Below are 25,195 nucleotides of genomic sequence, written 5' to 3'. Positions count from 1 at the left end.
TCATGGACCTCGTCATCCGCGGCGTCCGGGTGGTGGACGGCTCCGGTGGCGCCTCCTACCGCGCCGACGTGGGCGTCACCGGCGGGCGGATCACCGGTGTGCGCCGGGAGGGCGACCCGGCCCTGTCCGGCTCGCGTGTCCTGGACGCCCACGGCCTGGCCCTGTCCCCCGGCTTCATCGACATGCACGCCCACAGCGACCTGGCCCTGCTGCGCGACCCGGCGCACGAGGCGAAGGCCGCGCAGGGCGTGACCCTGGAAGTGCTGGGCCAGGACGGCCTGTCGTACGCGCCGGTCGACGACCGCACCCTCGGCGAGGTCCGCACGGCCGTCGCCGGCTGGAACGGCGACGGCTCGGACGTGGACTTCGACTGGCGCGGCGTGGGCGGGTACCTGGACCGTCTCGACCGGAACTTCGGCGGGCGGGGCATCGCCGTCAACGCCGCCTACCTGGTGCCGCAGGGCACGGTGCGGATGTACGCGGTGGGCTGGGACGACCGGCCCGCCACCGCCGCCGAGCTGGCTCTGATGCGCCGGCTGGTGGCCGAGGGCCTGGAGCAGGGCGCCGTCGGCATGTCGTCGGGCCTGACGTACACCCCGGGGATGTACGCCAGCGGCTCCGAGCTCGCCGAGCTGTGCCGGGTCGTCGCCCGCTACGGCGGCTACCACTGCCCGCACCACCGCTCCTACGGCGCGGGCGCCCTGGCCGCCTACGAGGAGATGGTCGGCCTGGCCCGGGAGACGGGCTGTGCCCTGCACCTGGCCCACGCCACCATGAACTTCGGCGTCAACCGGGGCCGCGCGCCGGAACTGCTGGCGCTGCTCGACACGGCCCTGGCGGAGGGTGTGGACGTCTCGCTGGACAGCTACCCCTACACGCCCGGCTGCACCACGCTGGTGGCGCTGCTGCCCAGTTGGGCCGGTGAGGGAGGGCCGGAAGCGGTCCTGGCCCGGCTGCGGGACGAGCGGACGGCGGAGCGGATCCGCCACCACCTCGAAGAGGTGGGCTCGGACGGCTGCCACGGCGTGCCGGTCGACTGGGACACCGTGGAGATATCCGGCGTCGGTCACCCGCGGCTCGCCTGCCACGTCGGCCGGACGGTCCGGCGGACGGCCGCCCTGCGCGGCGAGCCGCCCTGGGCGACCGCCCGCCGCCTGCTGATCGAGGACCGGCTGGGCACCACCGTCCTCCAGCACGTCGGCCACGAGGAGAACGTCCGGGCGATCATGCGCCACCGGGCGCACACCGGGGGCTCCGACGGCATCCTCCAGGGCGCCAAGCCGCACCCCCGGGCGTACGGCACCTTCCCGCACTACCTCGGCAGGTACACGCGCGAGCTGGGCGTGCTCACCCTGGAGGAGGCCGTCGCGCACCTCACCTCCCGGCCGGCCGCCCGGCTGCGCCTGCCCGACCGGGGCCTGGTCCGCGAGGGGTACCGCGCCGACCTGGTGCTCTTCGACCCGGACACGGTGGCGGCCGGGGCCACCTTCGACGCGCCGCGCACCCTGCCGACGGGCATCCCGTACGTGCTCATCGACGGCCGGTTCGTGATGGCGGACGGACGGCGCACCGACGTCCTGGCGGGCCGGTCGGTCCGCCGCACCCCGGTGACCTGACCCGGCCGCCGGGTCACCTGGGCGACGTCTCGCGCCGCGCGCGCCGGGGGCCCGGCAGCGGGGCGGCCACCGGCGCCGCGCCCGCCGTCTCCCGGCGCAGTGCCCACGTGCCCAGCACGGCCGCCACCCCCGCGAGGGCGAAGCCGTACGCGGGGGTGTGGCCCGAGGGCTGGGTCTCGTAGACCAGCGCGGCCGACAGCACCGCCAGCACCTGCCCGGCGCGCCCGTCCGGGGCGGTGGCGGCCACCACCGCCGTGCCCCACAGCAGGTACCAGGGCTGCACCATCGGCGAGAGGGCCACCAGCGCGACCAGCGCCAGGCCCAGGGCGTGCGCGGGATCCACGCGCCCCCGCAGGGCGCGCAGGGCCAGGTACCCGATGAGCGCCAGCGCCGCCGCGAGCCCCAGGCCCTGCGCCGCGCCCTTGACCTGGGCCGGATCGGTGCCGGCCAGCAGGTGGGCCAGCTCCCCCAGGACGAGGCCCAGGTCGCTGGTGACCGACAGGGCGGTGTGGATGGTGCCCGCGACGCCCTGGGTCCTGAGCCAGCCGAAGCCGGTGCCCGTGAGCAGCGTGGCGGCGACGGCGACCGTCCCGGCGACCAGGCCCGGGCCGAGCAGCCCCTTGGCCACGCGCCGGGGGAGCGGGCCGGTGGCCGCCCGGGCGACGATCACGCCGATGAACAGCAGCGCCACCGCCGCCGGTGACTTGACCATCATGGCGAGCCCGACGAGCGCGCTGCCCGCCGTCCACCGGCCGCGCTCGGCGAGCACCAGGCCCGCCAGCAGCAGGCCGGCCATCAGCCCGTCGTTGTGCGCGCCGCCGATCACGTGCGCCAGCAGGAGCGGATTGAGCGCCCCCAGCCACAGCGCCCCGCTCTCGCTCGCGCCCCTGGCCCGGGCCAGGTGCCGCAGCGCCCACACGGTGAGCGCGAGGGCGGCGAGCCCGATGAGCCGCATACCGAGCACGGCGGGCACGATCGTCCCGCCGGTCGCCCAGGTCACGGCCTGGGCGAGGAGCAGGAAGACCGGACCGTAGGGAGCGGGCGTGTCCGTCCAGTGACCGCCGACGCTCGCGGCGGCGGCGCCGCCGAGGCCGTGCGGGTCCAGGACGGCGGGCCCGGCGGCGTACACGTCGTGCCCTTCGAGGACCATCGCGCCCTGGGCGATGTAGCTGTAGACGTCGGCGCTGTACAGCGGCGGGGCCAGGAGCAGCGGGGCCGTCCAGCAGGCGAGCGTGAGCAGGCTCTCGCGCACGTCGGTGCGCAGGGTCCGCCGGCGCCACCAGGCGACGACGAGCAGGGTGAGCCCCAGGTGGGCCAGGACGGCCGCCGCCACCGTCACCGCGGACCCGTGGGGGACCCAGATCCCCCACGGGTCGCGGGCCGGCAGCGTCCCGGCGGCCCAGCCGCCCGCCGCGGCGGCGACCGACCCGGCCGTGCCCAGATGGCGGTACCCGACAGCGCTCCATGCCCACATGACCCGCCAACCTATCGGGCGGGTCGGACGGGGCCCGCTACGGCTTGGGCAGTACGCACCCCGGCCGGCCGAGGTCGATCTTGTTGCCGATGCCGACGCAGGGCACGATCGTGTACGTCTGCTGCCCGTAACCGATGCCGGATCGCACCGTCACATTGCCGCTCTGGTCGACCTCGCAGGGGTTGTTCATGGTGCAGCGCTGGCCGGCCTCGTTGCGGGTGTTGTTGACGGCGACGACCTTGCCGGTGGTGCTGTCGACCACCGGGGAGCCCGATGTGCCGCCGATGATGTCGCAGGCCGCGGTGTAGCGGACGGAGTCCTTGAAGGTCCAGTTGGCTTCCTTCAGGCGGTAGGCGAACCCGTCGACCGCGCAGCTGTAGATGCGCTTCCAGTAACCCGAGACCACCTTGATGGCGCTGCCCTGTGCCGGGCGGGCGGTGTTCAGCTCCAGGGCCTTGATGTTGTAGCGGCTCTGTATCTGGGCGTAGGTGCTGGTGAGCTCGTACAGCGAGACGTCGGTGTCGGTCATCGTCGCGTACGAGATCTTGGCGGCGCGCAGGGTGGCGACCTTGCCGCCGGCGGAGTTCAGCAGGCTGAAGGTCCGGCTGGAGGGCTTGTCCACCACGACCGCGCCGGGCCCGGGCATGCCGGACTCGAGACAGTGCCCGTTGGACAGGACGAGGGCGGGGTCGTCGGGCTGGGAGTCCGGCACCCGCACCACGGAGCCGGAGCAGTTGCTCAGGGCCACGGTGCCGGCGAAGTCGACCGCCTGGAGCGCCGGTGCGGCGGGGGCGGCAGGGGCGGTGGCGGGGGCCACCGTGCCGGGCGTCGCGCCGGGAGCGGCGGTGGGGCCGGTGGCGGCGGCCGCCGGGGCGGCGCCGGCGGTGAACAGGGCGAGGGCGAGCAGCGCTCCGGCGAGCGGCTTTCTCATGGGTGGGGGGTCCCCTCTTGCGGCTGACTTTGTCATGCGCATTGTTGGGGGCCCCGGGAAGCGGGACAAGAAGTGGTTTCCGGCCACTCAGCCGACCCTGCGGTCACTCGGGCCACCGAGGCCGCTCCGGTCACAAAGGCCGCTCTGCTCGCTCCGGCGGACGGCCGTCCCGGCCACTCACCGGACCGCCCGCGGGCCCGGCCGCCGCTTCGTCCGCCACGTCGTCGACCGGACCGCCCACCGCGGCGTCCGCCCGACCGCCCATCGGGGTGGCCACCGGGGCGTCCGGCGCGGCATCGCCGGCCAGCGCGCGGGCGAAGCCGGTGTTGACCGCCAGCAGGCCGCCGTCCACCCGCAGCGTGGTGCCCGTGATCCACGCCGCGTCCGCCGAGGCCAGGAACGCCACCGCCGCCGCGATGTCCTCCGGCTCGCCCACCCGGCCCAGCGGGTAGACCCGCTCGGCCAGCGCCTCGAGCTGCCGCTCCCGGCCGGCCCAGGCACGCGTACGGACGGTCCCCGGATCGATCTGGTTCACCCGCACCCCGCGCCCCGCGGCGTCGCCCGCGAGCGTCCGGGTCAGCGAGGCCAGGCCCGCCTTGGCCGCGCTGTAGGCGTGGCCGCCCAGGTCCTGCCGGCCGTTGACCGACCCGATGTTGACGACCGCGCCCCGCCCCGAGACGGCCAGGTGCGGCAGGGCCGCCCGCGCGCAGCGGAACGCGCCGAGCAGCGTGATGTCCAGATTCCGCTGCCAGGCCCCGTCGGTCTGGTCCTCGAAGCGCGGCTCCTCGGGCGAGCCGGCGAACGCGTTGTTGACCAGCACGTCGAGGCCGCCGAAGACCGACACCGCGTGCGCCACCGCCGCCTCCACCGAGGCCCGGTCGGCCACGTCGCAGCCGTACCCGACCGCGCCCGGCGTGGCCGCGGCCGTCCGCAGTGCCCGCTCCTCGTCGATGTCCGCGACCAGCACCCGCGCCCCCTCGGCGGCGAGCCGGCGGGCGGTGGCCGCGCCGATGCCGCGCGCCGCGCCCGTGATCATCACGCCGTAGCCGTCGAAGCGCCGTAAAGCCGTCATGCGGCGATCATGTCCGCGCCGGCCGCGGGGCGCCAGAGGGCCGGTGCGGACCGGGTGACGTGGCGGATAACACGAGGCGCCCCGGGCGGGGCGGCCGTAAGCTCGCGGACATGCAGGTCATCCAGTCAACGAAGCTCGCCAACGTCTGCTACGAGATCCGGGGGCCGGTGCTCGAGGAGGCGATGCGGCTGGAGGCCGCGGGCCACCGCATCCTCAAGCTGAACACCGGCAACCCCGCCGCCTTCGGTTTCGAGTGCCCGCCGGCGATCCTCGAGGACGTGCTCCGCAACCTCGGCGACGCCCACGGGTACGGGGACGCCAAGGGCCTCCTGTCGGCGCGGCGCGCGGTGATGAGCCACTACGAGACCAAGGGCATCCCGCTCTCCGTCGAGGACATCTACCTGGGCAACGGCGTCTCGGAACTGATCCAGATGTCGATGCAGGCGCTGCTCGACGACGGCGACGAGGTCCTGGTACCGGCTCCGGACTATCCGCTGTGGACGGCGTCGGTGTCGCTGGCGGGCGGCACCGCGGTGCACTACCGCTGCGACGAGCAGGCCGACTGGATGCCGGACCTGGCCGACATCGAGCGCCGGATCACCGACCGGACCAAGGCCATCGTCATCATCAACCCGAACAATCCGACGGGCGCGGTGTACGACGACGAGATGCTGCGGGGGCTGACCGAGATCGCCCGCCGCCACAACCTGGTCGTCTGTTCGGACGAGATCTACGACAAGATCCTCTACGACGGTGTCACGCACACCCCGACCGCCGCCATCGCTCCCGACCTGCTGGTGCTGACCTTCAACGGGATGTCGAAGAACTACCGGGTGGCGGGCTACCGCAGCGGCTGGCTGGCGGTGTGCGGCCCCAAGGCGCACGCCTCCTCGTACATCGAGGGGCTGACGATCCTGGCCAACATGCGCCTGTGCGCCAACATGCCGGCGCAGCACGCGATCGCCGCCGCGCTCCAGGGCCGGCAGTCGATAGAGGCACTGGTGCAGCCGGGCGGGCGGCTGCTGGAGCAGCGGGACGTCGCCCATGAGCTGCTGCTCCGGATCCCCGGCGTGACGTGTGTGAAGCCCAAGGGGGCGCTGTACCTGTTCCCCCGTCTCGACCCGGCCGTCTACAAGATCAAGGACGACCGCCAGATGGTGCTGGACCTGCTGCGGGCCGAGAAGATCATGGTGGTGCACGGCACCGGCTTCAACTGGCACGAGCCGGACCACTTCCGGATCGTGACGCTCCCGAACGCCAAGGACCTGGCGGACGCGGTGACCAGGATCGGCACCTTCCTGGACGGCTACAGCCAGCCCTGACCCGCTCACTTGAAGTCAGCTCAACTTTAGACAGAATCCAAGCTAGGATGGTCTCCTGTTGTGAGAGCAGGAGGCCGTCCACCATGTACGAACCGATCCGCACCAAGTCGGTCCACCGGATGGCCGACGACCACGAAGGCCGGTTCCCGCACCGGTCCCGCGAGGAGGAACTGGACATCCAGCTCGCCGGCCACCTCGCCGCGCTGCTCGCCGTCACCGACGAGCTGCGGGACGAGGCCGCGGCCGAGCGGATCGCCCAGCAGGTCGCCCGGCTGCGCGGCGCGCCGCCCGCCCGGCACGCGGGCCTGTCCGGCACCGATCCGGCCGGGCTGCACCGCCGCGCCCACGCCCTGGCGGGCCGCGCCCTGGTCGTCGCCGCCTCCCGGGCCGACACCGCCGCCGCGATCCTGGCCGCCGAGCGCATGGACGCCCACACCGCCGCCCTGGCCGCGCTCCGTCCGGTCGGCGCCCCCTGAACGGCCCCGGTCCGCGCCCGTATCAGGGCGCGGGCCGGGCGCCACTCATCCCCGGAAAGGCACTCGGCCCCCGAAGCCACGAGGGCTTCGGGGGCCGGTCCGCACGCGGCGGGTCAGGAAGGACCCCACAGGTCAGGGCGGAAGTCGGCCTGACCCGCCGCGAGGTCGGCGAGGTCAGCCCAGCCGGGCGACCAGCGCGTGGTACTCGTCCCACAGTTCCCGCGGGGTGTGGTCACCGAAGGTGTTGAGGTGCTCGGGGATCAGGGCGGCCTCCTCGCGCCACACGTCGGCGTCGACCTTCAGCAGGTACTCCAGGTCCTCGTCGGGCAGCTCCAGCCCTTCGGTGTCCAGGGCCTCCTTGGTCGGCAGGACGCCGATGGGGGTCTCGACGCCCTCGGCCCTGCCCTCCAGGCGCTCCACGATCCACTTCAGGACCCGGCTGTTCTCGCCGAAGCCCGGCCAGACGAACTTGCCGGCGTCGTTCTTGCGGAACCAGTTGACGTAGTAGATCTTCGGGAGCTTGGCCTCGTCCCCGCGCGAGACGGCGGCCTTGCCGACCTTGATCCAGTGGGCCATGTAGTCGCCCATGTTGTAGCCGCAGAACGGCAGCATGGCGAACGGGTCGCGGCGCAGCTCGCCGACCTTGCCCTCGGCGGCGGCGGTCTTCTCGGACGCCACGTTGGCGCCGAGGAAGACACCGTGCTGCCAGTCGAAGGACTCGGTCACCAGCGGGACGGCCGAGGCGCGGCGGCCACCGAAGAGGATCGCCGAGATCGGCACGCCCTGGGGGTCCTCCCACTCGGGCGCGATGATCGGGCACTGCGAGGCGGGGACGGTGAAGCGGGCGTTGGGGTGGGCGGCCGGGGTGCCGGAGTCCGGCGTCCAGTCGTTGCCCTTCCAGTCCGTGAGGTGCTTCGGCGTCTCCTCGGTCATGCCCTCCCACCACACGTCGTTGTCGTCGGTGAGCGCGACGTTGGTGAAGACGGCGTTGCCCCACAGGGTCTTCATGGCGTTGGCGTTGGTGTGCTCGCCGGTGCCGGGCGCGACGCCGAAGAAGCCGGCCTCGGGGTTGATCGCGTACAGCCGGCCGTCCTCGCCGAACCGCATCCAGGCGATGTCGTCGCCGACCGTCTCGACCGTCCAGCCGGAGATGGTGGGCTCCAGCATGGCCAGGTTGGTCTTGCCGCAGGCGGACGGGAAGGCGGCGGCGATGTACTTGGGGGTTTCCGACTCGCCGTGCGGGGGCGTGAGCTTGAGGATCAGCATGTGCTCGGCGAGCCAGCCCTCGTCGCGGGCCATGACGGACGCGATGCGCAGGGCGTAGCACTTCTTGCCGAGGAGGGCGTTGCCGCCGTAGCCGGAGCCGTAGGACCAGATCTCACGGCTCTCGGGGAAGTGGGAGATGTACTTGGTGGAGTTGCAGGGCCAGGGCACGTCCTGCTGGCCCTCCTCCAGGGGGGCGCCGAGGGTGTGGACGGCCTTGACGAAGAAGCCGTCCGGGCCGAGCTCGTCGAGGACGGCCTGCCCCATCCGGGTCATCGTGCGCATCGAGACGGCGACGTACGCGGAGTCGGTGATCTCCACACCGATGGCGGACAGCGGCGAGCCGACCGGGCCCATGCAGAACGGCACGACGTACATCGTGCGGCCCTTCATCGAGCCGCGGAAGATGCCCTTGTCCCCGGTGAAGACGTCCCGCATCTCGGCGGGGGCCTTCCAGTGGTTGGTCGGTCCCGCGTCCTCCTCCTTCTCGGAGCAGATGAAGGTGCGGTCCTCGACCCGCGCCACGTCGGACGGGTCGGACGCGGCGTAGTACGAGTTCGGGCGCGAGGTGGGGTCGAGCTTGCGGAACGTGCCCTTGGCGACGAGCTCCCCGCACAGGCGCTCGTACTCGGCCTCGGAGCCGTCACACCAGACGACACTGTCAGGCTGCGTGATTGCCGCGATCTCGTCGACCCAGGCGATCAGTTCCTGGTGCTGGGTCGGGACGGTGGTGGGAGCCGCATTACCGCGCGCCACGATTGCTCCTTGTTGAGGGGTTTGAGGTTGTCTGCCCCGTGGGGGCTGCGACCCGGACGCTTCGTAGGCGCTCATCCGGTGCCGACCGCACTCATCTGATCATCGATGCCCTGTGCGCATATGTCCAGAGGGCCTCTCACGTGAGCATCACCACTCGCCGACCGGCCAAAACGGGTGCCTCGATACCATGCCGACCATGACTGCAGCCGGTTCCGACGTGACCGAGATCGACCCCCCGCCGGTGAAACCGAGACTGCGCGGATGGCTGCACGCGGGCATGTTCCCCGCCGCCCTGGTGGCCGGCACCGTGCTCACGGTGCTCGCCGACTCCACCCGCGCCAAGGTCGCCTGCGGTGTCTACGCCCTCACCGCGTGCCTGCTCTTCGGAGTGAGCGCCCTCTACCACCGGGGGAACTGGGGACCGCGCGCCACGGCCGTGCTGCGCCGGCTGGACCACGCGAATATCTTCCTGATCATCGCGGGAACCTATACCCCGCTGACGCTGCTCCTGCTCCCCGACTCCACCGGGCGGGTGCTGCTGTGGGCGGTGTGGGGCGCCGCGCTGGCCGGGATCGCGTTCCGGGTGTTCTGGGTCGGCGCCCCCCGCTGGCTCTACACCCCCTGCTACATCGCGATGGGCTGGGCGGCGGTGTTCTTCCTGCCGGACTTCCTGCACCGGGGCGGTGTCGCCGTGCTGGTGCTGGTGGTCACCGGCGGGCTGCTCTACAGCGTGGGCGGAGTGGTGTACGGGTTGAAGCGGCCGAACCCCTCCCCCCGCTGGTTCGGTTTCCACGAGGTCTTCCACTCCCTGACGCTCGCGGCGTTCACCGTTCACTACGTGGGGATCTCGCTGGTGGCCTACCAGCGGGCCTGAGCGGGAGAATGAGCCGCATGGCCGCCGACACGCCCCCCGGCCCCGCCGGGGCGCAGCCGCCCCTGGGGCTGCGCGAGCGCAAGAAGCTCAAGACCCGCGCGGCGATCCGCCGGGCCACCTACCGGCTGATCGCGGAACAGGGCTACGAGGCGACCACCGTCGAGCAGATCGCGGAGGCCGCCGAGGTCTCGCCCAGCACCGTCTTCAGGTACTTCCCGGCCAAGGAGGACATCGTCCTCACCGACGAGTACGACCCGCTCATGGAGGCGGCCCTGCGCGCCCGGCCCGCGGGCGAGGAGCCGCTGGAGTCGCTGCGCCGCATCGTGACCGGAGCGGTGAGCGCCGTCCTGGACAGCGACCCCGAACTGGTGCGGCAGCGGACCAGGCTGATGGTCGAGGTCCCGGCCGTCCGGGCCCGGATGACCGAGACGATGGCCGAGACCTCCCAGTCGCTGGCCCGCGCCCTGGCCGACCGCACCGGCCGGGCGGCGGACGACCTGGAGGTACGGGTCTTCACCGCGGCCGTGATGGGCGCGCTGCGCGAGGTGACGATCCACTGGGCCGAGCGCGACCGGAAGGACGACCTGGTCGCGCTCGTCAACCGCACCTTCGACACCCTCAAGGGCGGGCTGACCCTGTAACGGTCACCGCTCCTGGTCGTGGCCCGCCGGCCGGCCGGAACGGCCCCGGCCGTCGCCCCTCACCGCGCGGGGAACACCGGCGGGACACGCGCATCCGGTCACGGCCCGTCAGTCGGCGAGCTTCCGGGCGAGCTCCGCCGGGTCCGTGGTGGGCGCGTCGCAGGTGAAGTGGTGGCAGACGTACGCGGCCGGCCGGCCGCCGACCAGCGGCCGGTCCCTGAGCAGCGGGAACTCCTCGTCACCCGGGTCCGGCTCGGCCGCTCCCGGCGCACCGGCACCGGCCCCGGCGGTGCGCGGGTCGGCGGTGCGCGGCCGGCCGAACGCCACCACCGCGCCGGGCGCCGTGCCCAGCAGCGCCGTCCGGTGCAGCTCCCGGGCGGCCGGGTCGTCGGGAGCCCCGACCACGGCCACCTCGCGCGGCCCGTCCAGCAGCGCCTCGGCGACGGCCAGGCCCCAGCCGATGAACCGGGGGGCCCGGGGCCCCAGGGCCTTGACCACACCGAGGGCGCCCTCGGCGGCGGTCCGGTGGGCCTCGGAACCGGTGTGCGCGGCGTACGACAGCAGGGCACCGGCGGCGGCGCTCCAGCCGGAGGGCGCGGCGTTGTCGGTGGGGTCCTGGGGACGCCGGATCAACTGCTCGGAGTCGTGGGCCGTGTCGTACAGGGCCCCGGCCTCGCCGGTGAACCGGTCCAGGACGATGTCCAGCAGGAACCCGGCGAACTCCAGCCACACGCCCTCGCCGGTCACCCCGGCGAGTGCCAGGAACCCCTCGGCGACATCGGCGTAGTCCTCCAGCACCCCGGCGTTGGGGCCGACGTGGCCGTCCCGGGAGGTACGGGCGAGCCGCGCCCCGGTGTCCATGTGCAGCCGGACCAGCAGGTCGGCCGCCTCCGTGGCGCGTTCCACCAGGTCGGGGCGGTCGAAGTAGGCACCGGTCTCGGCGAGCGCGGCGATCGCCAGCCCGTTCCAGGCGGCGACGACCTTGTCGTCACGGCCCGGGCGCGGGCGCTCCTCACGGGCCTCGAACAGCCGCCGCCGGATCCGCTCCACCCGCTCGGCGTCGGCGACCCCCGCGTCCTGCGGGAGCCGCAGGACGGAGGCGCCCTCCTCGAAGGTGCCCTCCTCGGTGACGCCGAAGTGCTGCGCCGCGTACGCCGCGTCCTCCTCGCCCAGCACCGAGCGCAGTTGCCCGGGCGTCCAGACGTAGAAGGCGCCCTCGACGTGCTTGCCGGTGCCGTCGTCGGAGTCCGCGTCCAGGGCCGAGGCGAAGCCGCCCTCGGCGGTGCGCAGTTCCCGCACCATGAAGTCGGCCGTCTCCAGGGCGACCCGCCGGGCCAGGTCGCTGCCGGTGGCCCGCCACAGGTGGGCGTAGACCCGGCAGAGCAGGGCGTTGTCGTAGAGCATCTTCTCGAAGTGGGGCACGATCCACTCGCGGTCCACCGAGTAGCGGGCGAACCCGCCGCCGAGCTGGTCGTAGATCCCGCCGCGGGCCATCGCCTCGCAGGTGTCGGCGGCCATCTGCAGCGCGCCCTCGGCCTTGGTGCGGGCGTGGTGGCGCAGCAGGAACTCGACCGTCATGGACGGCGGGAACTTGGGCGCCCCGCCGAAGCCCCCGTACCGCTCGTCGTACTCCCGGGTCAGGCCCAGCAGCGCCTGGGCGAGCTCCTGCGGACCGGGGGCGCCGTCGCCGCCGAAGGCCAGGGAGCGGCCGGACAGCTCGCGCACGATGTTCCCGGCGACCTCGCCGACCTCGTCCCGCCGGTCGGTCCAGGCCTGCGAGACGCCCTGGAGGACCTGGAGGAAGGACGGCATGCCGTGGCGGGGCTCCGGCGGGAAGTACGTGCCGAAGTAGAACGGCTCCGCGTCGGGCGTCAGGAAGACCGTCATGGGCCAGCCGCCGTGACCGGTGGCGGCCTGCACGGCCTCCATGTAGACGGCGTCGACGTCGGGCCGCTCCTCACGGTCGACCTTGACGGGCACGAAGCGCTCATTGAGGTACGCGGCGGTCGTCGCGTCCTCGAACGACTCGTGGGCCATGACATGACACCAGTGGCACGCCGAGTAGCCGACCGACAACAGAACGGGGACATTCCGCCGTCGCGCTTCCGCGAACGCCTCCGGGGTCCAGGGCCACCAGTCGACGGGATTGTCGGCATGCTGAAGCAGATAAGGCGAGGTCACACCAGCCAACCGGTTCATACGACCCAGCCTCTCACAAGGCACAGCCCCGCTGGCTGAGCCCCGCGCATGAGCCATGTGGGTGGTGCTGTGCCTTGGGCGGCCTTGGGCGGCCTTGGGCGGCCTTGGGCGAGGCGGACGCGGAGAACCGCTGAGATGCTCGGGTGGTCCGGGGCGGGCGGCGAGGCGCCCGCGACCGCGATACGACGACGAGGCCGATGGCGGTCCACAGCATCGCGGTGGCAGCGATGAGACGGCTGCGGGGGACGGCCGGCGTCCCGGACGAGGTTCCGCCCCTGGACGATGAACACGTCGCGGGGACGGTCGAACACCGTGGGCGGCGTCGTACCGGCCGTCGGTGATCGGCTGCCGGCCCGTCGCACCGCCTGGGGGAGCCTGCCCGCGAGACGCCGGACAGCGGCTTCGGGACGGGGTCGCCTGCGGCGACCGCCACGGCAAGCGGAACGGGTCGATATCGAACATCTCCTGGCGCTCCTGCGCATCGGGCGCCCCGGCCTCACAGGACAGTAGGCTGAGCCCAGCAGCGCTGGAACTGTCGAGGCTCCTCCAAGGAGGTACATCGTGACCGCCGAGATGGTGGCGCCGGCGTGGATGCGTACGCAGATCAGCGCAGAGCAGTACGACTCCTGGTCCGAGGAGCAGTGCGCCGGCATCGAGATCGTGGACGGAATGGTGCTGGTGAGCCCGAGCGCGTCCAAGCGGCACAACCGGCTGGCCCGAATCCTGGCCAACGCCCTGGACGCCGCCGCAGGCCCGGACTGGAACGCCGACACGGACTTCGACGTCCGCCTGCAGGACGTTCCCCTCACCAACCGCCGTCCCGACGTCGTCGTCTACCGGGCGGAGACCATCGATCTCACGCCCACCCGCCCCGAACATGTACTCCTGGTCGTCGAGGTCGTGTCGCCCGGCTCGGAAACCACCGACCGGATCGTAAAGGTGGACCAGTACGCCAAGGCCGGCATCCCCTTCTACTGGCGGGTCGAACAGGCCGCCACCGGTGTCCCGATCATCTACACCTACGTTCTCGACCCCGCTACCAAGGCCTACAGGGACGGCGACATGTTCACCGGTGCGATCAAGGCTGCCGCGCCCTTCCCTGTCACTGTCGACCTGGGAGCCATCTAACAGCGCCAAAAAGATGGCTTCTCCGTGACTGAGCACAAAGGAAATCGGAAATCAGGAGCACCTGGAGGCGCTTTTCGGTGAGACCGGCTCTCCCAAGCCCGCCGCGATACAAGCTTGATCGACAGCTTTTGACAATTGCTCGCCTGGGACGCTACCCGCAGCACTGCTCCGTCACCTGGCACCAGCACCGGGAGCCACGAGGAGGACGGCCGCGCTACTGCTCCGCGCACGGTGTGGGCGGGCGGATTCCGCCCACGGCCGGCCAGGCTGGGCCCCTCAGCCCAGCGATCTGCCCGCCGAGTACCGGCCCCGGGGCCGACAGGCCCATTTCCCATGCAGGCAACAGCCATCCACACCGGCTACGGCTTGACGAAGACCATAGAGGCACCTTTTCATCGCCCGCATGTTCACCGAGTCGATCGCGCAGCGCGACCAGTCGAGCTCTCCCCGGGAGCCGAGCTCGTCCAGGATGAGGCGATAGAGCTTGGCCCACACGCGGGCCTTCGTCCACTCGGTGAACCGGCGATGGGCCGTGGCCCCGGAAGGCCCAAACGACGCGGCGGGCAGCTGCTGCCATGTACAGCCTGACGTGGCGAACACGATCGACGCCAGCACTTCCCGATCACCGTGCCAGCGTCCGCCACCACCCTGAGGCCGCGAAGGGGCCTCCGCCACCACCCGCTGGAACAGCTCCCACAACTCGTCAGGCACAGCCGCTTAACAATCCCCACGTCGGCAGGCTACCGACCAAAGGGGGCCCGCAGTCAGCGTCCCTTACGGCGCTCCGCGTCGAAGCGGAGCAGTGCCCGAACCAAACGCCACACTCCGGCCACCGCTCCAAGCAGGGCGCCCCCTGTCAGCGTGGCCTCTCCCGCTGGACTGGAGACCCCGAGAGCCAGGGCGGGAACCAGAGCTACGGCAAAGACTGCCGCAGCCAGCGCGACGGCAGTCACCACAGCGAAAACGATCTCCACCGTCATCGTGTCCTTCTCCCATCGCGACTCACGTCCCATGTCCATGCCGCAAGTCTCACATCACGATCAAGCGAACCGAACAGCAACTGACTTCTCCCTCGCGGAGACATACCAGCCAATTGAGATGGCTTCTTAGACCGTGTCCTATGTGGTGAGGCGATTGACGTCGGTATGGGGCGGGGTACGTGGAGTTGGATTGTTCCGGACGGACTGTGGGAGATCGCGAAGCCGCTGATCCCGCCGTCGAAGGTGCGGCCGCAGGGCGGCGGAACGCAGGACACGCCTGATGAGACGCTGTTCGCGGCCATCATCTACGTGCTGGTCAGCGGGTGCGCCTGGCGGGCACTGCCGCCCCGCTTCGGGATATCGAAGTCGACGGCCCACCGCCGGTTTTTGATCTGGTCCCGGGCTGGAGTCTGGGGTCGGCTGCACGAAGCGGTCCTGCACCGGCTCGACGACGCCGGCCTCATCGACGTCACCCGCGTCGTCCTCGACACCGCGCACGTTCGCGCTAAAAAGGGGGCGAACTCACCGGTCCGAGCCCCGTGGACCGGGGTAAGCCGGGTTCCAAGATGCACGTCCTGTCGGACGCGAACGGACTGCCCCTCCTCGTCGGCGTCTCGGCAGCCAACACCCACGACAGCGAAGGACTGAAGCCCATGGTCGCCGGTCACCAAACGAGACACCACCCCCACCGCGGCCGCCACTTCTAACCCTAACGCCCTGCACGCCGACAAGGCCTACGACGTCCCTCACCTGCGCAAATGGCTCCGTGGCAAGCGGATCGGCGTCCGCATTGCCCGCAAAGGCGTCGAGTCCAGCGAACGATTGACCGGTTACCGCCGGCTCAACCACCGCTACGAACGCCAACCCCGCAACTACCTGGCCTTTCTCGGCCTTGCCGCAGCCCTCTGCTGCCACAAACGCCTCGTCCGCCTCACCACATAGGACACGGTCTTACCCCCCCCCGCACGGCCGTTCGCGTTCGGGTCCGTATGCTCACGGGGACCAGCCGGGCCTCTGTACCGTGCTGGCAAGCACACGAGGTGGATACACAGTGAGTGAAGGCGGTCAGCGGACCACAGGCCCGCTCGGCACGGTGTTGGTGATCATACCGACCTACAACGAGGCCGAGAACATCCGATCGATTACCTCTCGAGTCCGTACTTCCGTGCCCCATGCGCACATTCTTGTGGTCGACGACAACAGTCCGGACGGCACCGGCAAGATCGCGGACGAGCTCGCAGCCGACGACAACCATATGCACGTTTTGCACCGGAAGGGCAAAGAAGGCCTCGGCGCGGCGTATCTGGCCGGGTTCGGCTGGGGCATCGAGAACGATTACGGCGTCCTGGTCGAGATGGACGCCGATGGCTCTCACCGCCCCGAGGAACTGCCCCGCCTGCTTGTGGCGCTGCCCGGTGCGGATCTGGTGCTCGGGTCCCGTTGGGTTCCCGGCGGGAGCGTAGTGAATTGGCCCAAGTCCCGGGAGTTCCTGTCGCGAGGCGGCAGCCTCTACTCCCGTCTGATGCTGGGAGTGCCCATCCGCGATGTGACCGGCGGCTTCCGGGCGTTCCGGAAAGAGACGCTGGAAGGCCTGGGTATCGCCGAGGTCGCCTCCCAGGGGTACTGCTTCCAGGTTGACCTGGCATGGCGGACCGTGAAGTCCGGTTTCCATGTCGTCGAGGTGCCGATCACCTTCGTCGAGCGGGAGCGGGGCGACAGCAAGATGAGCCGCGCAATCGTGGCAGAGGCGCTGTGGCGGGTGACTGCCTGGGGCCTTGGCCACAGGGCCAAGGCGCTCCTGCGACGCGGCTGAATTGAGGTCCGTCCTGCGGAGCCCTGCAGGACGGACCTCAAATCAGTGAGCGCTCTGGGCCACGGGTCGGCTGTCGGATGCGGTGCCGTCAACAGGAAGCTGCGGAATCCCCTCACGGTTCACACGCCCCTGGATGAGCTGGTGGAGCAGGAGCGGCAAACCGAGGACGGCGATAACCCACACGTTGAGCATGAGCCGGTCGCCCTGGCTGTCGACGGGGTGCGCGATCTCGGCCGCGACGCCCGTCAGTCCGACGGCCAGAACGATCCAGCCGAGCGCACGGCTGTGCCGGAACAGGCCCCAGGCGCCGAAGCCGACAGCAGCGATAAGCCAGGGGCTGCGGACCTGCTCCTGAATCCAGTGGGTCCAGTAGTTGCCGTTCAGCTCGACCAGCATGGGCCACGGGGCGGCGACATCGGGCTGGGCAAAGTGATCAGTGAAAGTGTCCTGCAACGTCTCGGTACTGCCCGGCAGGTTGTAGTGGATGCTGAGCGCACCGATCCCAAGAACCACGGCCGCATTCAGGGCAGCCATGAGATACGTGCCCCGATGCCTCGTGCCGGCCACCAGTGCCAGGCACACCATCGCAGCGGCCGCCAATGCCCCCGCAATGAGCAGGAAGGTCGAGTACTTGACGGCTGTGCCCACCACCATGGACCCGGTGAGCAGGATCGTTCCTGCGGTAAGGCGACGATTGAACAGCCACCACGCACCGAGCAAGGCACTCATGGTAAGAGCGAGGACGGGGCCCTCTGTGAGGGGGTATCCACCCCACCAGCCGATCGGACAGGCGTAGAAGAAGGCCTGTCCGATTAGGGCGAACCTTGCAGGTGCCCCTACGGCGCGCAGCAGCAGGTAGGCAAAGAGGCCGCCGACAACGGTGAACAGGACCGAGGTGACGAGCAGTCCCGAACCCGCGCCGAACACGGCGACAAACGGCGCGGCCAGCACCGGGAACCCCGGCCGGACATCGAATATGCGCTCATAGCGAGGGCTGAGTGGTTTCAACCCGTCAGCCGACTCTGCCATGCAGGCGGAGAACCCTTTTCCCGGTGTGGGGTACGGAGCAGCGTCATCGCGCAGGTTCTCCGGCTTCAGCCCGTGAGAGCGGGTCTCCCGTCGCACCTTGTCGTGGCAGTACGCCTTCAACGCGGTCCGGTGCGCCTGCTCCGGCGAGTTACCGAGGAACTGCAGCGCAGCCTGATTGTAACGGTAGGCGTCATTGGCCGGCGCCAGGGTCGGCCTGCCGATGAGCTGGAGAACTATGTACGCGATGGCGATCAGCGCGGGGAGCATCCACCGGCGCGACCGACGTATGCCCTTTCTCCGGCGGGTCTCGGAGGACCCCACATCGCCTCCTCGGCGCTGAGAAGCAGCAGTGAGGTCATTGGAGCTTATCACGGGCAGTCACATTACCCTACTAGCACCCTCGTACGAATCCGGACATACGCGGGCGCCCTCGCCGCAGCGCGGCCCACCGCAGGCTCCGTCATGACGAGGCCAGAACACACACCGTGCCATTCTGCGGAACCGTCGTTCATGTGTCGCGACAGCGGCAGACGCCTGCACTCCTCGGCTCCGGAGCGGCTCACAAGCCCTTGGAGCAGGTTCGTGGCGACGCTGTCGCAGGCGGTAGCCGTCTGAGGGCTAAAAGTAGCTACCAGGCAAGGCCTCTCCGCTTGCGGCCCATCTCTGTTGCGGGCGCAGAGTCGAGGCCCACAGTTGCACGACTACCGTCTCCGCCAAGAAGATGCACATGCAGGCATGTGGAGCCTAGTGTGATGCGCCCGAAATTACGTGTTGCTGGTCCGGTCCTTCGCGGTGCGGCCAGGGGCTCGTCGGCGGGCCACAGCAGCGGCCCGCCGACAGAGCCCAGTTTCCGAGGTACGCGAAGCGCGCTCGTGGCGTCTCGGTGTACTTGGGCGCCGGGCTTGCTTACTGGACCAGCTCGATATGGGGGTGGGACGGGTTGGCCGGGCAGACGTGGAGCTGGAGGTTGTAGCCGCCGACGATGTCGATCAAGGTGAAGTTGCCGTTCTGGGCGCCCAGGGGAGGCGGGGACGGGTTCGCCGGTTCCTCCTCGGCGATCCAGGTCCCGCTGCCGCCGTCCCATTCCGATGAGGCGATGGTGAGGAGCGGGACCGCCTCGGTGCCGCACTCGGGGCAGGAGCGGTCAACGGGGTCGGTGGGGTCCCAGCGGGTCCAGCCGCCGGTCTTCCAGCCGGGGGCGGTGGAGAGGTTGTTGCGGTAGAGCTCGCCCGGATCATAGGCGTACGCCTGGTACCGCGCGGGGTCGATCGTCTCCCAGTTGCTCGTGTCGTCGAGCTGGTCCCTGAGCTCCTTGTCCAGCTCCCTGAAGTGCGGGAATTCGGTGACCTGCTCCGGCGAGAACAGGCACGGCTCCGGCAGGTAGTACACGGACTGGACGACCGGCGGTTCGGGCGGTGCGTCGAGTACGTCGGTGATGGTGGCGGCGGAACGCCAGAAGAGTGCGGTCTTCGGGTGGGGCGTCTCGTGGTCGAAGGGGCACCACAGGATCTGGAGGAGGTCCGCGCCGGACGGGCGCGGGAAGGGGACGTCGCGGGCGTAGAGCTGGGCGACGGGCAGGAGGGGGACCGGGTCGTCGGACCACGGGCGGCCGACTTTGATCCGCTCCCAGTTCTCCCGTTCCTCGGGGGTGGCCGCGGGCGCCCGGGGGTCGAGGCGCAGCCGTTCCTCCGCCGCGGCCTGGTCGCGGCGCAGGATCCGGATGTCGTCCGGGGAGTGGACCACCGGTTCCACGCGGCTGTCGTGCTGCTCTTCGCAATACGGCCACGGCTCGTCGGCGGGCCACAGGAGCGGTCCGCCGACGGAGCTGTCGTGAACGGTCGGCGAGCCCGGCCGCGGGTGCAGCCGGGTCGCCGTGCGCGCCAGCGGGGCCAGTCGAGGGAACAGCGCGGTTATGTCGAACGGCCGCGGTGGGGTGGTGAAACTCATGCCGGCTCCCGTTGGCGTGAACTGGTGGATCAGTTACCGAGGTTGAGCAACCCGGTGTTTCCCTGGGTGTTGGTGACGTAGACGTTAGGGAACAGTTCCTCGGTTGTCCCGTTCGCCCGTTGGATGGTCGCGTTCATCGTGACGCCCACCGGAATGGTACTGTTCGCGTCCTTGTAGACGGGCGTCACCTGGTAGAAGACCGCGTCGTTTGGCCCGAAGTTGGCGATGGGGCCCTTGATGAGGCTCTGCGCCTTGGACTCGAATGTCCGCATGCTGGGCGTGCCCGTGTTCATCCCGGACTGCCAGCAGGGGACGAGGTTGGAACGGGTGAGCTCACTCGTGCCCTGTCCGCCGAGGATGTTCGCGATGAGATGGCACCGGGCCAGACCGTAGGTGACGTTGTTCGCCGCCTTGAACGCCACCGCGTCCTTCCAGCCGGTGACGGGATCGCTGGTTCCGGTCCCCCCGCCGACATTGCGTCCCAAGCAGGCCTGCGCCTGGGCCGGCCGCTTACCGGAGCCGCCCGCCGAGTCGCTCTGGTTGACGAGAGGAACCGCCTCGGTGGTGTTGTAGAACCAGCCGTCGCCGTTGGGAAGGTGGTTGATCGGCGGGGGGTCGTTCAGGCAACTGGCCTGCGGACCGGTGTCCGGCAACGAGAACGTCAGCTCGAACTGGTCGGCGTCAATCACCCGCTGATTCTTGAAGCCGTCGGCAAGCTGGATGTCGGCGAACTGCTTCTCGGCGGGCGTGACATGGGCCTGCACGCAGGGAGAGGTACGGTCCAGGACGTTGGCGTCATTCAGGACGTAGGTGTCCCATTCGCCGTTGCCGAGGTTGGGGATCACCTCAACGCACCGGTCGCCGGCGACACCGCCTTCCTTCGCCTCGCCGAAGGGGAAGTCGCCGCAGGAGTCGCTGGCGACGAGGTCAGTCTGCGCCACGAAGCCGCCGCATGTGCTGGCGGTACGACCGGCCACGCCGCTCGTCGAGCGGGTCAGCGGCTTACCCTTGCCCCAGGCGTCGTTGAGGTTCTGCTGTGCCCACTGATAGGCGGCCACCACGCCACCCGGGTCCGAAGCCTGCGCGCTCATCGGCACGACGGCCATGACGGAGGGGACGGCACATCCCGCTACCGAGGTGCCGCCGACCGCGTGGTCGCACCTGATCTGACGCGCGTTCCTCCACGACGCGTTCGGGTCGGTCGCCTTCGCCCCTGGGGACGTCACGTACATCGCGTAGGACGTGTAGAACGAGGCGGAGGAACCCGTCGTCTGGGGCGAGGAGTAGGTGACGGTTCCGGTCAGGGGCTTGCCGATGGTGATGGCGCCGACGTACCAGGGCATGGTCTTGGTGGCCGAGCAACCGGCGTCGCACGATGCCTTGAACTTGACGTCCAGGGAGGTTACATCGCCGGAGGCGGCCGTCATCTTGACGGTGACCTGCTCGCTCCAGGTCGTGGCGGTCGGGGACAGGTCAGCTCCGGTTGAGACCTCCAGGATGCCGCGTCCGATCTCCAGACCCCTGCTGTCGCGGAGGATGTAGGTGACGTTGATGCCGGTCACGCAGTACGAGAAGCGTTCGTAACGGTAGTTACCGGGGTTGGTGATGGCGCAACTGCCGGTGGGCGAGGCGGTGGAGGCGGTGGCGGCGACACGGGTTCGGGTCTTCGCCTTCGCGGGCGCAGGGGGTGGGGTGACCGTCACACAGGACTCGACGGCACCCGCGCGGCGCTCCTTGGAGCCCGGCGCGGTGGCGGTGCATCTCTCACCGGAGCCGGCCGCGAACCTGCCGGTTCCGGTGAGGGGCGCGGCGGTCGGCAGCTCCGCCGAGTCGAGCCTGCTCACCCGCTGGGGCTTCTCTTCGGCCCCCTGCTGCGCCGAGCTCATGCCGGTCGTGGTGAGCCCCACCGTCAACACCGTCACCAGGGCCAGTACGGTCGACCGGGCACGTCTCCGTCCGGGCCGACCATGTCGTATCTCATGCATGCTCGTCATACCTCTCTTGTTGGCGTGGGTGCCCCGACGGCTTCGGTAAGGGGCAATGAGGGGCACCGGCACAGCGGTGCCCCTCGGACAGCGGACAACTGCCGGACATCGAGCTGACCCGGACCGGCACGGTCAGCAGTTCGCCCGCGTGGGAGTCGCTCACGTGCGGTGGGGACCGGCCGGGCCACCGGGCTCGTCGGCGCCGGGTTCGTCCGGGCTCGGGCCGAGGCCGTTCGGGTCGGCCCGAGCACCGAGCGCTGCGGCGCAGGTCAGAAGATGGACGACAGGACCTTGGTGGCCCCCGACACGACGTCCTCGCCGACGTCGGCGATCTTGCCGACGACGGGCTTGATGAGCTTGCCGCCGAGAGCCTTGTCCGCGGCACCGATCCACTTGGACTGGCCGAAGGTGACCAGGCTCAGGCCGGTGCCGATGGCGGAATCGATGAACTCGCCACTGGTAAAGCCATGTTCAATGCCGGTGAAGAGGGTACCAAGGCCGCTGGCGCCCATCGAGACCGCGGCGAAGAAGCCGGCGGCTGCGGCGGCCGGGGGGAACACGAGGGCGGCGAGGGCGCAGCCCGCGGCCAGGAATCCGGCGCCGACGCTGATCGCGTTGAACGCGTCGGCGTAGAAGCTGGCGTCGTTCCACCACTCGTCGGCGTCCGTGCTGGTGCCGTTGGGGTTGATCTGGTCGTTGGTGTCCTTGTCGGCCGGGTCGATCTTGGCCTCCCGCTCACGGCGGGCCTTCTCGGCAGCGGCCTTGGCAGCGGCCTTGACCTCGGCCTCACGCTTGGCCGCAGCGATCCGCCTGGCCTCGGTGGCCGCGGCCGCCGCCGTCGCCGCGTCCTTGCCCGCGGCGATTGAGGAAGCGCGGGCGTTGGCGGCGGAAGCCTGGGCGCTGTACGACGATTTGAGGGCGGAACGGGCGGAGTCCATCGCCTTGTTCGCCGAGTAGTTCGCGGAGCGGGCGGCACTACGGGCGGTCGACGCCGCCGCGCTCGCCTTGGCCGCAGACGCCTTGGCATCGGCCGCGGACTTGTCGGCCGCGTCCGCGTTCCGCCTGGCCTCGTCGGCGTAGTCCTCGGCCTTGGCCGCGGAGTCAAGTGCCTTGTCCGCCCACGCCTTGGCCTCGCCGGCGGCACTCCGGGCTTCGGCGGCGACCTTGGATGCCAAGGCGGCGTTCTCCTGCGCCTTCTCGGCGATCTTCGCCGCAGCCGCGATGGCGCCCCGGATGGCGGCAACATGGGTGGCGGTGTCGTGGTCGAGCTGGGCCGTCCGGTACTGCACCAGGGAGACGAAGTTGCGGCGCATCCAGGTGGGCCCCTCCATGGCCACCTCGGCGTACGCCTGGGTGAAGGCACCCCCGGTGTTCATCAGCGTGAGGGTGAGGACCGCGTCGTCCTCCCGTATCGCCCTGGGGTACTCGTGGTCGAAGAAGTTCTGCAGCGATTCGGTGGTGTTGAGGTCGAGTGCCTTGTTCGCCGCCTCGGTGACGGCCTTGCCGGGCTTCGAGTCCAGGATGCGAGTGATCGCCACCCGGTTGTCCTCGTCGGAGGCCCTCTTCATGCCGCCGGTGAGAAAGTCGCCGACCGCCTTGGAATCAGAGCTCTCCAGGGCGGCCTGGGCCGCTTCGGCGATCCTGGGGCCGGCGATCGTGGCCACGTGGAGCGTGGTCTCCCGGTCGTCCTGAACCTGGGCCAGGTGCCGGTCGAGGGCGATCCAGGCATACACGTCGTCGTCCGTGCCGGAAAGAGCGTACTGGGCCGCCTGCCTGGTCCAAGCACCCCGGGAGTTGAGCAGGGCGATGGCCGCCTTGCGCCCCTGGACCGCCGCGAGCTCCATGTCGTTCACCGTCAGCGCCTGCTCGGCCTTGGCGATCAGGTCCTTGGTCGCCTGATCGGTCTGTTGCGCCTGGGCGACCTTGTTCTGATAGGCAGTCACCTCCTTCGTCTCGATCTCAGCGAGCAGCCTGACCTCCTCGATGGCCTGCAGTTTGTCCTGCTCAAGGGTTTCCGCCTCGGCCTTCCGCGCGTTCTGCTCCACCAGGAGGGCGTCCGAGACGGCCTTGGTAGCCGTGTTGGCGGCCAGCACGGCCGCCGCCGCGTGAGCGGTGGACCTGTTGGCGTAGTCGACGGCCTGACCCGCGTACTTCACGGCCTCCTCGGCGGCGGCCGCCGCCTTGTCGGCGTGGTCCGCCGCGGCGTTGGCGGCGTCCCGGGCGGTGCGGGCGGCCGCGGCCGCGGTGGTGGCGAGGGTATGTGCGGCGGAGGCGGCATTGGTGGCCCGGTTCGCGGCGCTGGACGCGATCGCGGCCTGGCGCTTGGCCTCCGCGGCCTCCGACTGTGCGGCACCGGCGGCGGCACCGGCCTGGGCGGCGGCGTTCGCGGCGGCGGCCGCGTTGCGTGCGGCGGAGGCAGCGGCGGAACCGGCGGCGGCGGCCTTGGTTCCGGCGACGGCGGCCTGGTCGGCCGCCTTGGCCGCGGTACGCGCCTTGGCCGCGGCGTTGCGGGCGGCGACCGCCGCGTTCTTGGCGGCCTCGGCCTTGCCGGCATCCTTGGAGGCACCGATCGCGGCATGGAAGGCGCGGGCCGCGGCGCTACCGGCGTTCGCGGCGGCCTGGGCGGCGCCGGTGGCGGCCCAGGAGGCGCGACGGGACGCCGACACAGCGGCGTTCGAGGCGTTGATGGCGTTACGAGCGGCATCCGCCGCGCCCTTCGCGGCGCCTGCCGCCTTGCGGGCCGCCGCCCCGGACTTCTGTACATCCTGCTGGGCAGCCGCTGCTTCGGCGGCGGCCTTCTCCGCCGCCTCCTTCGCCTTGTCGGCGGCGGTCTGGGCGCGTGCGGAGGCCTCAACGGCAAGGTTCGTCTCGCGCTCGGCGCGCTTGCCCTCCCGCTGGACGACGGCGACGAGTTCCTCGATCGTCGCCGACTCCTGGTCCCGGGCACGGGCGATGTGCTGCCCGGTCTCGATGAACCACTCCACGTCGGACGCGCTGCCGCTGAGGGCGCGGTCGGCGTACTTCTGCACCTCCGGGCCGGCCTGCGTCAGCATGGTGGCGACCTGGACGCGGGCGTCCTCCAGGCGTGCGTCGTACTGGGTGTCGGTGAGGAACGCGATCAGGGACTGCTCGGTGCCGGCGGTCAGGGCGGCGGTGGCGGCTCGCCGGACCGCTCTGTCGCCGGTGCCCGACACGATGGTTGTGGCCACCTGGAGGTCCTCGAGGATGGCGGGTTTGAAGCCACCTCTCAGGAAGTCGGCGATGGCGGCGTCACCGTTGTCGAGGGCGGCGACCGCCTCACGACGCAGGCCCTTGCCCGCGCGGTCCAGGCTGCTGACGATGGCGACGCGGTTGTCCTGCACGGTTTGGTTCGGCAGCGTTTCGGCCAAGAAGGTCTGGATCTCGCTGTCGGAGCCGACCAGGGCTCGGGCGGCTGCGGACTTGACGCCTCTTCCGCCCGATATCCAGGCCTTGACCACCTTCGCCCGCTCGGTGGCCGGCAGGGGGACGGGATCCGGCGCAGCGCCCTCCACCGCGGCGGCGACCGGGGCGAGGAGCACCGAGGGCGTGGAGGCTACGGCCGTGGTGGCGGCGAGCGCACCAAGCACGCGGCGCCGGCTCCAGAAAGTTGTCTGCATAGAAGAGTTGTCCTCGTGTGAGCTGGGGGCAGGGCATGTCGGATTTCCTTG

The 25,195-nt window shown here is 70.8% G+C and carries 16 protein-coding genes and 3 pseudogenes; 8 read left to right on the top strand and 11 right to left on the bottom strand.

The genetic code is table 11. The features are described 5' to 3' along the window. Window positions 1-2 precede the first annotated feature (2 nt). Window positions 3-1,616, top strand: a complete 1,614-nt coding sequence (locus tag AB0H53_RS00340) for a D-aminoacylase (RefSeq protein ID WP_362104779.1) — start codon at window positions 3-5, stop codon at window positions 1,614-1,616. A gap of 13 nt (window positions 1,617-1,629) precedes the next feature. On the opposite strand, the gene mptB is transcribed toward AB0H53_RS00340, so the two are convergent. From mptB to AB0H53_RS00325, 3 genes and pseudogenes are all read right to left on the bottom strand, one after another. After that, window positions 1,630-3,090, bottom strand: a complete 1,461-nt coding sequence (gene mptB, locus AB0H53_RS00335; protein ID WP_362104776.1) for a polyprenol phosphomannose-dependent alpha 1,6 mannosyltransferase MptB — start codon at window positions 3,088-3,090, stop codon at window positions 1,630-1,632. Between the two features lie 37 nt (window positions 3,091-3,127). After that, entirely contained in the window at window positions 3,128-4,021 is an 894-nt protein-coding gene (locus AB0H53_RS00330; RefSeq protein WP_362104773.1) for a serine protease, read from the bottom strand. Between the two features lie 301 nt (window positions 4,022-4,322). Further along, window positions 4,323-5,093, bottom strand: a pseudogene (locus AB0H53_RS00325) (SDR family oxidoreductase); the annotation flags it as partial. 110 nt (window positions 5,094-5,203) lie between these two features. Here AB0H53_RS00325 and AB0H53_RS00320 point away from each other — a divergent pair. Then, a complete protein-coding gene (locus AB0H53_RS00320) occupies window positions 5,204-6,415 on the top strand; it encodes a pyridoxal phosphate-dependent aminotransferase (protein WP_362104770.1) in 1,212 nt (403 codons plus the stop codon). A gap of 83 nt (window positions 6,416-6,498) precedes the next feature. Then, complete coding sequence (locus AB0H53_RS00315; protein WP_362104767.1) at window positions 6,499-6,891, top strand: hypothetical protein; 393 nt, start codon at window positions 6,499-6,501, stop codon at window positions 6,889-6,891. 174 nt (window positions 6,892-7,065) lie between these two features. Here AB0H53_RS00315 and AB0H53_RS00310 read toward each other — a convergent pair whose 3' ends face one another. Next, entirely contained in the window at window positions 7,066-8,910 is a 1,845-nt protein-coding gene (locus AB0H53_RS00310; protein ID WP_362104764.1) for a phosphoenolpyruvate carboxykinase (GTP), read from the bottom strand. A 196-nt stretch (window positions 8,911-9,106) separates the two neighbouring features. Between AB0H53_RS00310 and AB0H53_RS00305 the strand changes: the two genes are divergently transcribed. Then, on the top strand, window positions 9,107-9,784 hold the full coding sequence (locus AB0H53_RS00305) for a hemolysin III family protein (protein ID WP_362104761.1): 678 nt from the start codon (window positions 9,107-9,109) through the stop codon (window positions 9,782-9,784). A gap of 17 nt (window positions 9,785-9,801) precedes the next feature. Continuing rightward, window positions 9,802-10,425 (top strand): TetR family transcriptional regulator, encoded by a 624-nt coding sequence (locus AB0H53_RS00300; RefSeq protein ID WP_362104759.1) that lies wholly within the window; start codon window positions 9,802-9,804, stop codon window positions 10,423-10,425. A gap of 108 nt (window positions 10,426-10,533) precedes the next feature. On the opposite strand, the gene AB0H53_RS00295 is transcribed toward AB0H53_RS00300, so the two are convergent. Next, window positions 10,534-12,624 carry a thioredoxin domain-containing protein gene (locus AB0H53_RS00295; protein ID WP_362104756.1) on the bottom strand — a complete coding sequence of 697 codons (2,091 nt, stop codon included), beginning with the start codon at window positions 12,622-12,624 and terminating at the stop codon, window positions 10,534-10,536. A gap of 561 nt (window positions 12,625-13,185) precedes the next feature. On the opposite strand from AB0H53_RS00295, the gene AB0H53_RS00290 reads away from it, so the two are divergent. Continuing rightward, the gene (locus tag AB0H53_RS00290; protein ID WP_362104753.1) at window positions 13,186-13,752 is read left to right on the top strand and encodes a Uma2 family endonuclease; all 567 of its coding nucleotides are present in this window, start codon (window positions 13,186-13,188) and stop codon (window positions 13,750-13,752) included. Between the two features lie 390 nt (window positions 13,753-14,142). Here the strand turns inward: AB0H53_RS00290 and AB0H53_RS00285 are convergent. Next, window positions 14,143-14,463, bottom strand: a pseudogene (locus AB0H53_RS00285) (transposase); the annotation flags it as partial. Window positions 14,464-14,516: 53 nt separating this feature from the next. Beyond that, on the bottom strand, window positions 14,517-14,771 hold the full coding sequence (locus AB0H53_RS00280) for a DUF6332 family protein (RefSeq protein ID WP_362104750.1): 255 nt from the start codon (window positions 14,769-14,771) through the stop codon (window positions 14,517-14,519). Window positions 14,772-14,897: 126 nt separating this feature from the next. Between AB0H53_RS00280 and AB0H53_RS00275 the strand changes: the two are divergent. Both AB0H53_RS00275 and AB0H53_RS00270 read left to right on the top strand, forming a co-directional pair. Further along, window positions 14,898-15,674, top strand: a pseudogene (locus AB0H53_RS00275) (IS5 family transposase). 109 nt (window positions 15,675-15,783) lie between these two features. Further along, window positions 15,784-16,545: a polyprenol monophosphomannose synthase gene (locus AB0H53_RS00270; protein WP_362104748.1), complete on the top strand. Its 762-nt coding sequence runs from the start codon at window positions 15,784-15,786 to the stop codon at window positions 16,543-16,545. A 42-nt stretch (window positions 16,546-16,587) separates the two neighbouring features. On the opposite strand, the gene AB0H53_RS00265 is transcribed toward AB0H53_RS00270, so the two are convergent. From AB0H53_RS00265 to AB0H53_RS00250, 4 genes are all read right to left on the bottom strand, one after another. After that, the gene (locus AB0H53_RS00265) at window positions 16,588-17,841 is read right to left on the bottom strand and encodes a hypothetical protein (protein ID WP_362104745.1); all 1,254 of its coding nucleotides are present in this window, start codon (window positions 17,839-17,841) and stop codon (window positions 16,588-16,590) included. A gap of 639 nt (window positions 17,842-18,480) precedes the next feature. Beyond that, the gene (locus AB0H53_RS00260) at window positions 18,481-19,521 is read right to left on the bottom strand and encodes a hypothetical protein (RefSeq protein ID WP_362104742.1); all 1,041 of its coding nucleotides are present in this window, start codon (window positions 19,519-19,521) and stop codon (window positions 18,481-18,483) included. A 29-nt stretch (window positions 19,522-19,550) separates the two neighbouring features. Beyond that, window positions 19,551-21,443 (bottom strand): DNA/RNA non-specific endonuclease, encoded by a 1,893-nt coding sequence (locus AB0H53_RS00255; RefSeq protein ID WP_362104739.1) that lies wholly within the window; start codon window positions 21,441-21,443, stop codon window positions 19,551-19,553. 332 nt (window positions 21,444-21,775) lie between these two features. Beyond that, entirely contained in the window at window positions 21,776-25,114 is a 3,339-nt protein-coding gene (locus tag AB0H53_RS00250) for an ALF repeat-containing protein (protein ID WP_362104736.1), read from the bottom strand. Between the last annotated feature and the right edge of the window lie 81 nt (window positions 25,115-25,195).

This window comes from Streptomyces sp. NPDC050856 (genome assembly GCF_040653855.1).
Taxonomy (GTDB): domain Bacteria; phylum Actinomycetota; class Actinomycetes; order Streptomycetales; family Streptomycetaceae; genus Streptomyces.
Note: the sequence above shows the minus strand (reverse complement) of the source record. Positions and strands in the feature narration are given on the sequence as shown.